The 13,036-nt window shown below is 74.3% G+C and carries 11 protein-coding genes; all 11 read right to left on the bottom strand.

What is annotated here, in order from left to right:
- On the bottom strand, positions 1–426 hold a 426-nt coding region (locus tag ACY34I_RS38725; RefSeq protein ID WP_462760242.1), incomplete at its 3' end, for a putative Ig domain-containing protein.
- Positions 427–634: 208 nt separating this feature from the next.
- Positions 635–2,110: an Asp-tRNA(Asn)/Glu-tRNA(Gln) amidotransferase subunit GatA gene (gene gatA, locus ACY34I_RS38720; RefSeq protein ID WP_462760240.1), complete on the bottom strand. Its 1,476-nt coding sequence runs from the start codon at positions 2,108–2,110 to the stop codon at positions 635–637.
- A 61-nt stretch (positions 2,111–2,171) separates the two neighbouring features.
- Positions 2,172–2,477: an Asp-tRNA(Asn)/Glu-tRNA(Gln) amidotransferase subunit GatC gene (gene gatC, locus ACY34I_RS38715; protein ID WP_148797891.1), complete on the bottom strand. Its 306-nt coding sequence runs from the start codon at positions 2,475–2,477 to the stop codon at positions 2,172–2,174.
- A 159-nt stretch (positions 2,478–2,636) separates the two neighbouring features.
- A complete protein-coding gene (locus ACY34I_RS38710) occupies positions 2,637–5,108 on the bottom strand; it encodes a putative bifunctional diguanylate cyclase/phosphodiesterase (protein ID WP_462760238.1) in 2,472 nt (823 codons plus the stop codon).
- Positions 5,109–5,270: 162 nt separating this feature from the next.
- On the bottom strand, positions 5,271–7,406 hold the full coding sequence (gene ligA / locus ACY34I_RS38705) for an NAD-dependent DNA ligase LigA (RefSeq protein WP_462760244.1): 2,136 nt from the start codon (positions 7,404–7,406) through the stop codon (positions 5,271–5,273).
- A gap of 173 nt (positions 7,407–7,579) precedes the next feature.
- The gene (locus ACY34I_RS38700) at positions 7,580–8,593 is read right to left on the bottom strand and encodes an ADP-ribosylglycohydrolase family protein (RefSeq protein WP_462760236.1); all 1,014 of its coding nucleotides are present in this window, start codon (positions 8,591–8,593) and stop codon (positions 7,580–7,582) included.
- Between the two features lie 31 nt (positions 8,594–8,624).
- A complete protein-coding gene (locus tag ACY34I_RS38695) occupies positions 8,625–8,993 on the bottom strand; it encodes a VOC family protein (protein WP_462760234.1) in 369 nt (122 codons plus the stop codon).
- 35 nt (positions 8,994–9,028) lie between these two features.
- A complete protein-coding gene (locus ACY34I_RS38690) occupies positions 9,029–10,033 on the bottom strand; it encodes a methionine synthase (protein ID WP_462760232.1) in 1,005 nt (334 codons plus the stop codon).
- Between the two features lie 44 nt (positions 10,034–10,077).
- Positions 10,078–11,151: a tRNA 2-thiouridine(34) synthase MnmA gene (gene mnmA, locus ACY34I_RS38685; RefSeq protein ID WP_462760230.1), complete on the bottom strand. Its 1,074-nt coding sequence runs from the start codon at positions 11,149–11,151 to the stop codon at positions 10,078–10,080.
- A 37-nt stretch (positions 11,152–11,188) separates the two neighbouring features.
- Positions 11,189–12,364 carry a cysteine desulfurase family protein gene (locus ACY34I_RS38680; protein ID WP_462760228.1) on the bottom strand — a complete coding sequence of 392 codons (1,176 nt, stop codon included), beginning with the start codon at positions 12,362–12,364 and terminating at the stop codon, positions 11,189–11,191.
- 269 nt (positions 12,365–12,633) lie between these two features.
- The coding region (locus ACY34I_RS38675) for an electron transfer flavoprotein subunit alpha/FixB family protein (protein WP_462759946.1) at positions 12,634–13,036 on the bottom strand (403 nt) is incomplete at its 5' end.

The raw sequence follows: 13,036 nt of genomic DNA, 5'->3' as shown, positions 1-13,036 counted from the left end.
CGCCGTGAAGGTGTGCGTCGGGTACGGCTGGTAGGCAGTGACCGGCGAGGTGGGGGCGTCCGAGGTGATGGTGATCACCGGCGCCTCGACCACGACGGTCACGGCCTGGTCGGCCGTGTCGCCGCTGGGCGTCCCGGTGGCCCGGACGGTGAAGGCGTAGGTGCCGGGAGTGGTCGGCGTGCCGCTGAAGCCACCCCCCGACGACAGCGCCATGCCCGGCGGGAGGGAACCGGCGGCCAGCGAGAAGGTGATGGCGGCGTCGCCGGTCGCGGCGAAGGTGTGGCTCGGATACGGCTCGTAGGCGGTGACCGGGGACGCCGGCGGACCGGACGTGAAGGTGATGGTGGCGGCAGCCGCCGGCTGCGCCGTGCCAAGCAGCACCAGGATGAGTGCCGACACGATCATTATCGGTCGCAGCGTCTTCATCGCCCGTCCAGGATTCGATCGAGGTAAGCCGGAATTCGCGTTCACCAGCGCGAAGCGACATTATCCAATCAGGACAGGCAGGAAGGCGTAATAGACCGAACGGTGACCGCGTGTTGCCGATCGGTGTCCCGTTCGGCTGTCGCGGCGCCGTTCCCGGACCTGACCGTGACCCCTCGCGGGGCGGCCGGTCGGCCGCCCCGCGGGCGGGTCACAGTGCCGGTGGGGCGAACGTGCCGACCGTCGACTCCAGCGCGGCGGCCACCCGGTACATCCGGTCGTCGGCCATGGTCGGGGCCATGATCTGCAGACCGACCGGGAGGCCCTCGGAGAGACCGCACGGGACCGAGATGGCCGGCCCGCCGTACAGGTTGGTCGGAATGGTGAACAGGTCGGCCAGGTACATCTGGTACGGGTCGGAGGTGCGCGCCCCGATCGGGAAGGCCACGAACGGGGTGGTCGGCGAGATCAGCGCGTCCACCTGCTCGAACGCCGCGGTGAAGTCCCGGGTGATCAGAGTCCGGACCTTCTGCGCCTGCCCGTAGTAGGCGTCGTAGTAGCCCGAGGAGAGCGCGTACGTGCCGATCATGATGCGCCGCTTGACCTCGGGACCGAAGCCGGCCTCGCGGGTCAGCGACATGACCTCCTCCAGCGACCGGTTGCCGTCGTCACCGACCCGCAGGCCGAACCGGACCCCGTCGAACCGGGCCAGGTTGGAGGAGCATTCGCTCGGCGCGATCAGGTAGTAGGCCGGCAACGCGTACTTGAAGTGCGGGCAGGAGATCTCGACGATCTCGGCACCCAGCTTCGCCAGCGCCTCCACCGACTCGCGGAACGCGGCCATCACGCCCGGCTCCGCGCCCTCCCCGGTGAACTCGGTGACCACACCGAGCTTCACCCCGGTCAGGTCACCGGTCGCGCCGAGCTTCGCCGCAGCCACCACGTCCGGCACTGGGGCCGGGATGGAGGTGGAGTCGCGTGGGTCGTGCCCGCCGATCACCTGGTGCAGCAGCGCGGCGTCCAGCACCGTACGGGCGCACGGGCCGGGCGTGTCCAGCGACGACGAGAACGCGACCAGGCCGTACCGGGAGGTGCCGCCGTAGGTGGGCTTGGCGCCGACCGTGCCGGTGACCGCGCCGGGCTGGCGGATCGAGCCGCCGGTGTCCGAGCCGATGGCCAGCGGCGCCTCGTACGCGGCCAGCGCGGCGGCGCTGCCGCCGCCCGAGCCGCCGGGAATCCGGGTCAGGTCCCACGGGTTGTGGGTCGGGCCGTAGGCCGAGTATTCGGTGGAGGAGCCCATGGCGAACTCGTCCATGTTGGTCTTGCCGAGCATCACCGTGCCCGCGTCGCGCAGCCGCTGCACGATCGTCGAGTCGTACGGCGGGCGCCAGCCCTCCAGGATCTTCGACCCGACCGTGGTCGGCACGCCCTTGGTGGTGAGCACGTCCTTCACGGCGACCGGCACGCCGGCCAGCGGGCCCAGCTCCGCGCCGGCGGCCCGGCGCTCGTCCACGGTGCGGGCGGCGGCCAGCGCGCCCTCGGTGTCGACGTGCAGGAAGGCGTGGACCTGGTCCTCGACGGTGGCGATCCGGTCCAGGTGGGCCTGCGCCACCTCGACGGCGGAGGTCTCCCCGGAGGCAACCAGTCCGGCGATCTCGCTCGCGCTCAGCTTGGTCAGGTCGCTCATGCCGCCACTCCGCTTCGCTCCGTGCCGCCGCTGAGCCCGATGATTCGCTCGCTCCGCTCGCTCATGAAGCCACATCCTCGTCCAGGATCCGCGGGACGCGGAACCGCTGCTCCTCGGCGTCCGGCGCACCCGACAGCGCCTCCTGCGGGGTCAGACACGGCGCCACCACGTCCTCGCGGAGAACGTTGGTCAGCGGCACCGAGTGGGAGGTCGGCGGGATGTCCGCCGCGGCGACCTCGCCCACCTGGGCGACCGACTGGAGGATTACGTCCAGCTGGCCGGCGAAGGTGTCCAGCTCCTCCTCGGTGACGGCGAGCCGCGACAGTCGCGCGAGGTGCGCGACCTCCTCGCGGGAGATGGCGGCCATCGGGTGCCCCCTTCGTGGCTGTCCTGCTGCGTCTTCGGGTGCCGGCCGCGCGTTCGATGGTGGCGATGACGCGCGGTGACCGGAGCGAGTCTATTGTCCTGCGGTCACGGCGACGCCTCCGACTCCCCCTCTGGGTGCTCCGCGTCCCGTCGCCGCCCGTCACCGGGCCGGACGGCGCGGCCCGTCGGCGTCGGCGGTCGCCACCGGGTGGACCGGGCGGTAGCGGGACAGCCAGGCGACCAGTTCCTCGGCCGGCATCGGCCGGGCGTAGAACCAGCCCTGGGCCACGTCGCAGCCGGCGGCGTAGAGCAGCCGCCAGGTGCGCTCGTCCTCCACGCCCTCGGCCACCACGCGCAGCCCGAGCGCCCCGGCCAGCTCGATCATCGACCGGACGATCGCCGCATCGTCCGGGTCCTCGACCATCCCGAGGACGAACGACCGGTCCACCTTCACCTCGGACAGCGGCAGCCGGCGCAGGTGCTGCAACGACGAGTACCCGGTGCCGAAGTCGTCCAGCGCGATGCCGACGCCGGTCCGGTGCAGCTGGGAGATGCTGGCCAGCACCCGCCGCGGGTCCGCCATCAGGGCGCCCTCGGTGATCTCCACCTGGAGCCGCTCCGGCGGGACGCCGTACCGGGCGAGCCGGTCGGCGATCTGCTCGGCGATCTCGCCGGTGTGCAGGTCCCGGACGCTGACGTTGAGCGCGGCGCGCAGCGTCAGGCCGGCCGCCGACCACTTCGCCAACTGCTCCACCACGTCGTCCACCACCCGGCGGGTGAGCAGCCGCATCACCGCGCTCTGCTCGGCGACCTGGATCAGCTCCCCCGGGTCGACCATGCCCCGACGCGGGTGCCGCCAACGCAGCAGCGCCTCGACCCCGACGACCTCGCCGGTCGCGATGGCGATCTGCGGCTGGTAGTACATGGTGATCTCGCCCGGGTCCCCGGCCGGGTCGTCCCCACCGCCGCCCGTCCGGACCGGGGCCTCGTCGCCGACCAGCCCTCCGCCGGACGCCTCCGGTGGCCGGTCACCCGGGGTGCCCGCCGACGCGTCGGTCCCGACCTGGCGGGCGGCCCGGCGGCGGATCGGGTCGGCGTTCGTGACGATCCGGTTGATCAGCTCGTCGTCGTGCCGCAGGTCGACCCGCGTACGCCGGCGCAACCGCCACCGCCCCGACCCCTGCCCCGGCCGCACGGCGACGGCGCGCCGCCCACCATTGCGGGCCGCACCGTCGGCCCGCGCAGGGGCGGCCAGGCCGGGCGCGGCCGCGAGGGCGGCGCCGTCGCCACCGCGTACGCCGGACGGCGGCGCGACGGGTATGGCCGGCGTGGTCTCCAGGACGCGGCGCAGGTCGGCCAGGAGGCTGAGCCGTTCGGCCGAGTTGTGATCGGACTCGGCCGCGTAGACCGCGACCGTGTCGTTGCGGTGCTTGGCGTCGTACATGGCCACGTCGGCGTGGCGCATCAGGGTGGCGAAGTCCTCGCCGTGCTCGGGGAACATCGCGACACCGATCGAGCCGCCCACGTCCAACGGGAGCCCGTCCAGCGGGACCGGTTCGGCGAGCGCCGCGACCACCCGGTCGGCCAGTTCCCGGGCCTGGTCGGCGCCGGTCAGCCGGGGTACGACGATGGCGAACTCGTCGCCGCCGAGACGGGCCACCAGGTGCCCCTCGTCCACCACGTCGGTCAGCCGGGCGCTCACCTCGACCAGCAGCCGGTCCCCCACCGCGTGCCCGAGGGCGTCGTTGACGTGCTTGAACCGGTCCAGGTCGAGCAGCAGCAGGGCGAGGTGGGCGTCCGGCTCGCCCCGGGCGGCCCGCTCGGCGTGCAGGTGCACCTGCTCGGCCACCTCGGCCAGCAGCGCCTTGCGGTTGGGCAGCCCGGTGAGCGGGTCGAGGGCGGCCAGTTGCTCCTGCTCGGCGGAGAGCCGGGCCATCCGGTAGACGGCGAAGAGCGGCACCAGCACCAGCGGGATCAACGCGGCGCTGGCCCGGGCGGCGGCGACCAGCACCGGGGCGAGCAGCAGCAGCGACCCGGTGGAGAGCAGCTCGTAGGCCAGGCCGAGCCGGACCCGGGGCCACCAGCGGGCCCCGAAGCGCAGCCGGATCGCCAAGGTGACCAGGCAGTAGTTGACCACGAACCAGGCCGCGGCGGCGCCGCCCACCACGGCCACGTCCGCCCAGTGCAGCCGCCCGCCGTCGAAGAGGTCGCCGGCGCCGAGCCGGGTGACCAGGTACGCGGCACCGAGCGCGCAGGCGTACTGGGCGGCGTTGAAGCCGGTGCGCCACAGGGCGTATCCCAGCCGCCAGCCGGAGACGGCCACCGCCACGGCCTGCACGGCGACGGCCGGGCCGAGCCCCCAGCCGAGCAGGATCGCGAACGTGAAGCAGGTCGACGGGAACACCGCCGAGGTCCGCCGCCGACCGGGCGGCACGAACGGGCGGGCGTCACAGGCGACGGCGAGCGCCGCCATGGTCCAGAAGGCCACCGGCATGTCCGACAGCCGGTCCGGCAGCCCGGCCAGCGGCCCGGCCGAGACGAGCAGCGCCAGCACCCCGACCACCGCGACGAAACCGAAGAACGGCGCACCCCGCCCGGGCGGCACGGAGTTTCGCGGGTCGCCGGTCTCCATCGCACCTCCCGGGAACGGCCCTGGCGTGCGCCGTCACACGCCGTACGCCAATGAAACGCCCTCAGGCCCGGATTCCCGCCACGACAGTCACGAATCGGTCGTAGTCGTAATTAAGTTGGTATACGCGCCTCGGCGCCACGAAGATCCACTTCGGGACCGGTGTCAGCCCTCGACGCGGGCCACCTCCCGGGCCGCGTCCGGGCCGGACTCCAGCAGCACCCGGAAGCCCTCCTCGTCGAGGACGGGCAGCTTGAGGCTGGCCGCCTTGTCGGCTTTGGACCCGGGGTTGTCCCCCACCACCACGAAGCTGGTCTTCTTCGACACCGAGCCGGTCACCTTGCCGCCCCGGCTCTGGATCGCCTCGGACGCCTGATCGCGGCTGAACCCGGCCAGGGTGCCGGTCACCACCACGGTCAGCCCCTCCAGCGGGCGCGGCCCCTCCTCGCCGGCCTCCTCGGCCATCCGTACGCCGGCCTCGGCCCACTTGCGCACCACCTCGCGGTGCCAGTCGACGGCGAACCACTCCTTGATGCTGACGGCGATGGTCGGTCCCACCCCGTCCACCGAGGACAGCTCCTCCTCGCCGGCCGCCTCGATCGCGGGGATGGACCGGAAGTGCCGCGCGAGGGCCTGCGCCGCGGTCGGGCCGACGTGCCGGATGGAGAGCCCCACCAGCACCCGCCACAGGTCCCGCTCCTTGACCACGGCCAGGTTCTCCAGCAGCTTGGTGGCGTTGCTGCCCAGGCTGCCGTCCTTGTTGACGAAGAACGGCGAGCGGGCGAGTTGCTCGGCGTCGAGGTGGAACAGGTCGCCCTCGTCCTGGATGACCCCGGCGTCGAGCAGCGCGGCGGCGGCCTTGTAGCCGAGCACCTCGATGTCGAAGGCGCCCCGGCCGGCCAGGTGGAACACCCGCTCCCGCAGCTGCGCCGGGCAGCTGCGGCTGTTGGGGCAGCGGATGTCGACGTCCGCCTCCTTCTCTGGGCGGAGCGGGGTGCCGCAGGCCGGGCAGGTGGTGGGCATGACGAACGGGCGGGCGTCGGCCGGGCGCAGGTCGACCACCGGGCCGAGCACCTCGGGGATGACGTCGCCGGCCTTGCGGAGCACCACCGTGTCGCCGATCAGCACCCCCTTGCGCTCGACCTCGCGGGCGTTGTGCAGGGTGGCCAGGGCGACCGTCGAGCCGGCCACGCGGACCGGTTCGAGGACGGCGAAGGGGGTGACCCGGCCGGTCCGACCGACGTTGACGTCGATGTCGAGCAGCTTGGTGGTCACCTCCTCCGGGGGGTACTTGAAGGCGATCGCCCAGCGCGGGGCGCGGCTGGTCGAGCCGAGCCGCCCCTGGATGGAGACGGGGTCGACCTTGACCACCACGCCGTCGATCTCGTGCTCGACGTCGTGCCGGTGCTCGGCGTAGTAGGCGATGTATTCGGCGACCCCGGCCAGGTCGGGCACCACCCGCCAGCGGTCGCTGGTGGGCAGCCCCCACGCCTTGAGCGCCGCATACGACTCGGACTGGGCCGTCGGCTGGAAGCCGTCCCGGGCGCCGATGCCGTGCACCACCAGGCGCAGCGGCCGGGAGGCGGTGATCCGGGGGTCCTTCTGGCGCAGGCTGCCCGCGGCGGCGTTGCGCGGGTTGGCGAACGGTGGCTTGCCCTGCTCGACCAGGCCGGCGTTGAGGTCGGCGAACGCGGCGACCGGGAAGTAGATCTCGCCGCGCACCTCCAGGAGGTCCGGCACGGCGGGAAAGTCGTCGGACGGCGTCAGCCGGTCCGGCACGTCCCGGATGCTGCGCACGTTGGCCGTGACGTCCTCGCCGGTACGCCCGTCGCCCCGGGTGGCGGCCCGGACCAGCCGCCCCTGCTCGTAGGTCAGGTTGATGGCCAGGCCGTCGACCTTCAGCTCGCAGAGGTAGGGAACCGGACCGCCGGCGTCCCGCTCGACCCGCTCGGCCCAGGCGGCCAACTCCTCGTCGGCGAAGGCGTTGTCCAGCGAGAGCATCCGCTCGGCGTGGGTGACCGGGGTGAAGTCGGTGGAGAAGGTCCCGCCGACCCGCTGGGTCGGCGAGTCGGGGGTGCGCAGCGCCGGATATTCCGCCTCCAGCGCCTCCAGCTCGCGCAGCAGCTTGTCGAAGTCGGCGTCGGGAATGGTCGGCGCGTCGAGCACGTAGTAGCGGTACTGGTGGTCCGTGAGCTCCTGGCTCAGCGTGGCGTGCCGCTCCCGCGCCTCCGGGGTCGGCTCGGCGCCCGCCGCCGCCTCCTGCGCCGGGCTGACCGTCTGGGGAACCGCGTCCTCGGACACCCTGCCGCTCTCGGTCACCGCTGTGAACCTCCCGTGATCGTGCTACCCCCGCACCGTAGCGGGCAGGGCTGACAATCATCCCCCCACCCGCCCTGGCCAGGCACGCGACACCAGCATGCGCCGGGCCGCCGGGCCGCGACCACCCGCCGGGTCACCTACCGGGGCGGGGTGGGTCAGTCGTGGGAGGTGGCGAGGGTGGTGAGCTGGTCGGCGTACTCGATGCGGGTGGACCACTCGGCGGGCCAGGCGGACATGCCGTGGGCGGCGCCGAGGAAGGCGCCCGCGAGGGCGGCGATGGAGTCCGAGTCGCCGGCCGTGGTGGCGCCCCGGGCCAGCGCGGCGACCGGGTCGTCGGCGTGCCGCAGCGCGCAGAGCAGCGCGGTCGCCAGGGCCTCCTCGGCGATCCAGCCTTCCCCGGTGAGCCGGCACGGGTCGCCGCCGTCGTCGGGGCGGGCCAGCGCCGCGTCGAGCCGGCCGAGGACCCGCAGGCACTCGTCCCACCCCCGGGCGATGAACTCCTCCGGCGTCGCCTCGCCGGGGCGCTGCCACAGGTCGCCCAGCCAGTCGGCCCGGTAGACCGTCCGCTGCTCCCGGGCCCGCGCGGCGAGCAGGCCGGGCAGGTCGGCGAGCGCGGCGCCGTCGCGCAGCAGCCGGACCGCGTACGCGGTCAGCTCGCTGGCCGCCAACCCGGTCGGGTGCCCGTGCGTCAGGCCGGCCTGGAGCTGGGCCAGCCCGGCGAGGGTGTCGAGGTCGACGTCGAGCAGCCCGACCGGGGTGACCCGCATGTTCGCCCCGCAGCCCTTCGAGTCGGCGACCGTCGCCTGCTGCCAGCGGACGCCCCGGCTCAGCTCGGCGCAGGCCCGCAGGCAGGTCATCCCCGGCGCGCGGTTGTTGTCCGGGCTGACCGCCCAGGCGAGGAACCGCTGCCGCAGCAGCGGCTCCACCACCTCCGGCGTGTACGCGGGCGCGTCGTGCAGCGCCCAGGCCACCGCGAGCGCCATCTGGGTGTCGTCGGTGACCAGCGCCGGGTCGCCGGTCAGCTCCCGCGGGCCGGCGGGGCCGTAGCGGCGGACGATCTCGGCGACGGTCAGGAACTCGGTGGGCCGGCCCAGGGCGTCGCCGTAGGCGAGGCCGAACAGCGAACCGGCGGCGCGGCGCGGCGAAGAGTCGATCACGGTGGTGATCATGCACCGCCGACGCAAGCCGCGCCGGAGGCGGTCAGTCCCAGCAGAGGCAGAACGGATGCCCCGCCGGGTCGACGTAGACCCGGAAGCCCTCACCCTCGCCGGGCAGCCGCCGCGCGCCCAGGGCCAGCGCCGCCTTCTCCGCGGTCTCGATGTCGTCCACCGTCACGTCGAGGTGGAACTGCTGCGGCCGGTCCGGGTCGGGCCAGTCCGGTGCGCGCAGGTTGAGGGCCTGCTGGAAGGCGATCCGCGGCTGGTGCCCCGGCGGACCGCCGAGCACCACCCATTCGTCGCCGTCGGAGTTGTCCTCGATCAGCGGGAGGCCGAGCAGCTCCGCGTAGAAGCCGGCCAGCGCGCGCGGGTCGGGGCAGTCGATCACCACGGAACGCAGCTGTCCAATCATGCCGGTCATCCTGCCCCGGAGGTGCGACAGGAAACCTACTCCTCGGCCAGCCGCCGGCCGGCGTCCCGGCACGCGGCGAGGACCGCCCGGGCGTACGCCGGGGTGGCGCCGGCCAGGCCGCAGGCGGGGGTGACCACCACCTGCTCGGCGAGCCGACGGCGGGGGAAGCCGAGCTGGTCCCAGACCCGGCGTACCCGGTCGGCGACCTGGGCCGAGGTGAGGGCGCGACCGGCGGGCGGCGGCAGCGCGGGCGCGGCGCCGGCCAGCAGCCCGAGCCCGGCGTCGATCGCCTCGCCGAGCGGGTCCAGGTCGGTGACCAGCGCCAGGTCGAGGGCGACGCCGGCGGCCCCGGCGGTACGGATCAGCTCCAGCGGCACGTCGGGCGCGCAGCAGTGCACCAGGGTCGGCACTCCGGTCGCCTCGACCACGTCGCGCAGCAGCCCTCTGGCGACCTCCGGCTCCACCGCCCGGTAGGTGCCGAAGCCGCTCTCGGTGGGCACCCGGCCGGCCAGCGCCGCCGGCAGGGACGGCTCGTCGAGCTGGAGCAGCACCGACGCGCGGGGCAGCCGCCGGGCCACCGCCTCGACGTGCCCGCGCAGCCCCTCGGCGAGCGAGCCGGCGAGGTCCCGCACCGCACCCGGGTCCCGGATCATCCGGCCGCCGATCGGCAGCTCCACCGACGCGGCCAGGGTGAACGGGCCGGCCGCCTGGACCTTGACCGGGCCGGTGTACTCCTCGGCCTGCTCGGCGAGCTGGTCGAGGTCGCGCTCCATCAGGTCGCGGGCGCGGCGCAGGTCCTTGCCGGGACGCGGCGCGACCCGCCAGCGGGCCGCGAACAGCTCGACTGGCAGCTCGACGAGCAGCCCGGCGGTCCGGCCGATCAGGTCGGCGCCGGGACCCCGGGCGGGCAGCTCCGGCAGGTGCGGCAGGGCGGGCAGCTCGCCGAGCACGATGCGCTGCGCCTCGGCGATGTCGGTGCCGGGCAGCGAGCCGATGCCGGTCGCCGCGCCGGCGGGCCAGGGCCAGGGCTGATCACTCACCGCCGCAGACTATCCGTTGCCCGGCCCGCTCCCGCCGTGAAGGCTCACCCCGTGATGGTGGCGGAGCCGAGCACCACGTCCCCGGCCGGATCCGGCCGGTACGCCACGATCGCCTGCCCGGCGGCGACCCCCCGTACAGGGCGGCGCAGCTCGGCACGGAGGCCGTCGGCGTCCAGCGACACGGTCGCCGGCACCACGTCGCCGTGCGCCCGCAGCTGCACCTCGCAGTCGACCGGCCCGGTGGGCCGCTCGCCGCCGGTCCACACCGGGCGGGTGGCCCGCACCTGGGAGACCTCCAGCGCCTCGGCCGGGCCGACCATGACGGTGTTGGTCTTCGGGGTGATGGAGAGCACGTAGCGGGGGCGGCCGTCCGGGGCGGGCCGGTCCAGGTGCAGGCCGCGCCGCTGCCCGACGGTGTACTGGTAAGCGCCGGTGTGGCTGCCGACCACCGCGCCGGTGAGCGCGTCGACCACGTCGCCGGGGGTCTCCCCGAGCCGCTGCGCGAGGAAGCCACGGGTGTCGCCGTCGGCGATGAAGCAGATGTCGTGCGAGTCGGGCTTGTCGGCGACCGCGAGGTCGCGCCGGGCGGCCTCCGCGCGTACCTCGGCCTTGGTGGAGTCGCCCAGCGGGAAGATCGAGCGGCCGAGCTGCTCGCGGGTCAGCACCGCGAGCACGTACGACTGGTCCTTGGCCAGGTCGACGCTGCGCCGCAGCAGGCCGTCGGGGCCGAGCCGGGCGTGGTGGCCGGTCACCACCGCGTCGAAGCCGAGGGCCACCGCCCGGTCCAGCACCGCGGCGAACTTGATCTTCTCGTTGCAGCGCAGGCACGGGTTCGGGGTACGGCCGGCCGCGTACTCGGCAACGAAGTCGTCCACCACGTCCTCGTGGAACCGGTCGGCCATGTCCCACACGTAGAACGGGATGCCGATCACGTCGGCGGCCCGCCGGGCGTCCCGGGAGTCCTCCAGGGTGCAGCAGCCGCGGGCGCCGGTGCGGTAGGTCTGCGGGTTGCGGGCCAGCGCCAGGTGCACCCCGGTCACGTCGTGCCCGGCCTCCACCGCGCGCGCCGCCGCCACAGCGGAGTCCACCCCGCCCGACATCGCCGCCAGAACCCTCACCGGCTCACTCCCCTCGTCCTCACCGAGGGTATCCGGGTCAGCGGGGGGTGCGGAGAGCGGCCGCGCGGCGGGCCCGTTCCACGGCGGCGGGCAGCGCGGCGATGAGCGCGTCGACGTCCGCCCGGGTACTGGTGTGGCCGAGGGTGAACCGCAGCGACGAGCGCGCCCGGTCGTCGTCGGCGCCCATGGCCAGCAGCACGTGCGACGGCTGGGCCACCCCGGCCGAGCAGGCCGAGCCGGTCGAGCAGGCGATGCCCTGGGCGTCGAGGAGGAGCAGCAGCGCGTCCCCTTCACAGCCGGGGAAGGAGAAGTGCGCGTTGCCGGGGAGCCGGTCGGCCGGGTCGCCGTTGAAGATCACCTCGGGCACCGCCTGCCGGACCCGCTCCACCAGCTCGTCGCGGAGCGCGGCGACCCGGGCCGCGTACTCCTGCTGGCCCTTCACCGCGGTCTCGACGGCGACCGCGAAGGCCACGATGCCGGCCGTGTCGAGGGTGCCGGAGCGGACGTCGCGCTCCTGGCCGCCGCCGTGCAGCAACGGGGTGGCGGCGACGTCCCGGGCCAGCAGCAGCGCGCCGACCCCGGTCGGGCCGCCGAGCTTGTGCCCGGTGACGGTGAGGGCGGCGACGCCGCTCGCGGCGAAGTCGACCGGCACCTGCCCGACCGCCTGGATCGCGTCGGTGTGGAACGGCACCCCGTGCTCGGCGGCGACCGCGGCCAGCTCGGCGACCGGCTGCACGGTGCCCACCTCGTTGTTGGCCCACATGGCGGTGACCAGGGCGACCCGCTCGCCGTGCGCGGCCAGCTCGGCGCGGAGCCGCTCCGGGTCGAGCCGGCCGGCGGCGTCGACCGGCAGCCAGCCGACCTCGGCGCCCTCGTGCCCGGCCAGCCAGTCCACCGCGTCCAGCACGGCGTGGTGTTCGACGGCGCTGGAGACCACCCGGGTCCGCTCGGCGTGGGCGGCGCGGCGGGCCCAGAAGATGCCCTTCACCGCGAGGTTGTCGCTCTCGGTGCCACCCCCGGTGAAGATCACCTCGGAGGGGCGGGCGCCGAGGACGGCGGCCACCCGCTCCCGGGATTCCTCCACCCGCCGCCGGGCGCGCCGGCCCGCCGCGTGCAGCGACGACGCGTTGCCCACCTCGCGGGCCGTGGCGACGTACGCCTCGAGTGCCTCGTCGAGCATCGGGGTCGTCGCCGCGTGATCCAGGTATGCCATCCCGCTCAGCCTAAGCGTCCTCGCGCCGGATGCCGGACCGCCCCCGTCGGCCCGGGGCCTCGCCAGAGGTTTCCACTCGGTACGCTGAACCGAGCCCCCGTCGCCGGCAGTTCGCCGAGGGGGCACCCTGACGGGCTGATCGGCGGGCCGGCTCAGCTCCCCGGCCCGCCGATCAGCTCCCTTCCCACCGCGACGGGAAGGGCGTGACACACGACAGAGCCGCCGCCCGGATCACCGGACGGCGGCTCTGTCGGATCAGTCGGGCAGGCTCACTTGCGCTTGCGGATCTCCTCGGCGGCCTGGGGGACGACTTTGAACAGGTCGCCGACCACGCCGAAGTCGGCAAGCTCGAAGATCGGCGCCTCGGCGTCCTTGTTCACCGCGACGATGGTCTTCGAGGTTTGCATGCCGGCCCGGTGCTGGATCGCCCCGGAGATTCCCAGCGCGATGTAAAGCTGCGGGGAGACGGTCTTGCCGGTCTGGCCCACCTGGAACTGGTGCGGGTAGTAGCCGGAGTCGACCGCGGCGCGGGACGCGCCGACGGCGCCGCCGAGCAGGTCGGCCAACTCCTCGACCAGCTTGAAGTTGTCGGCGTTGCCGACCCCGCGGCCGCCGGAGACGACGACGGAGGCTTCGGTGAGTTCCGGGCGGGTGCCCTTCTGCTCGGCGACC

It is taken from the genome of Micromonospora sp. RTBAU3-60, from assembly GCF_054963695.1.
The sequence above is the reverse complement of the archived record's forward strand: the minus strand, read 5'-3'. Positions and strand labels throughout refer to the sequence as shown.

Coding starts and splice junctions, on each gene's coding strand:
- gatA (WP_462760240.1), bottom strand. CDS start 2,110: ATGAGCGACCTGACCAAGCTGAGCGCGAGCGAGATCGCCGGACTGGTT.
- gatC (WP_148797891.1), bottom strand. CDS start 2,477: ATGGCCGCCATCTCCCGCGAGGAGGTCGCGCACCTCGCGCGACTGTCG.
- ACY34I_RS38710 (WP_462760238.1), bottom strand. CDS start 5,108: ATGGAGACCGGCGACCCGCGAAACTCCGTGCCGCCCGGGCGGGGTGCG.
- ACY34I_RS38700 (WP_462760236.1), bottom strand. CDS start 8,593: ATGATCACCACCGTGATCGACTCTTCGCCGCGCCGCGCCGCCGGTTCG.
- ACY34I_RS38695 (WP_462760234.1), bottom strand. CDS start 8,993: ATGATTGGACAGCTGCGTTCCGTGGTGATCGACTGCCCCGACCCGCGC.
- ACY34I_RS38680 (WP_462760228.1), bottom strand. CDS start 12,364: ATGGCATACCTGGATCACGCGGCGACGACCCCGATGCTCGACGAGGCA.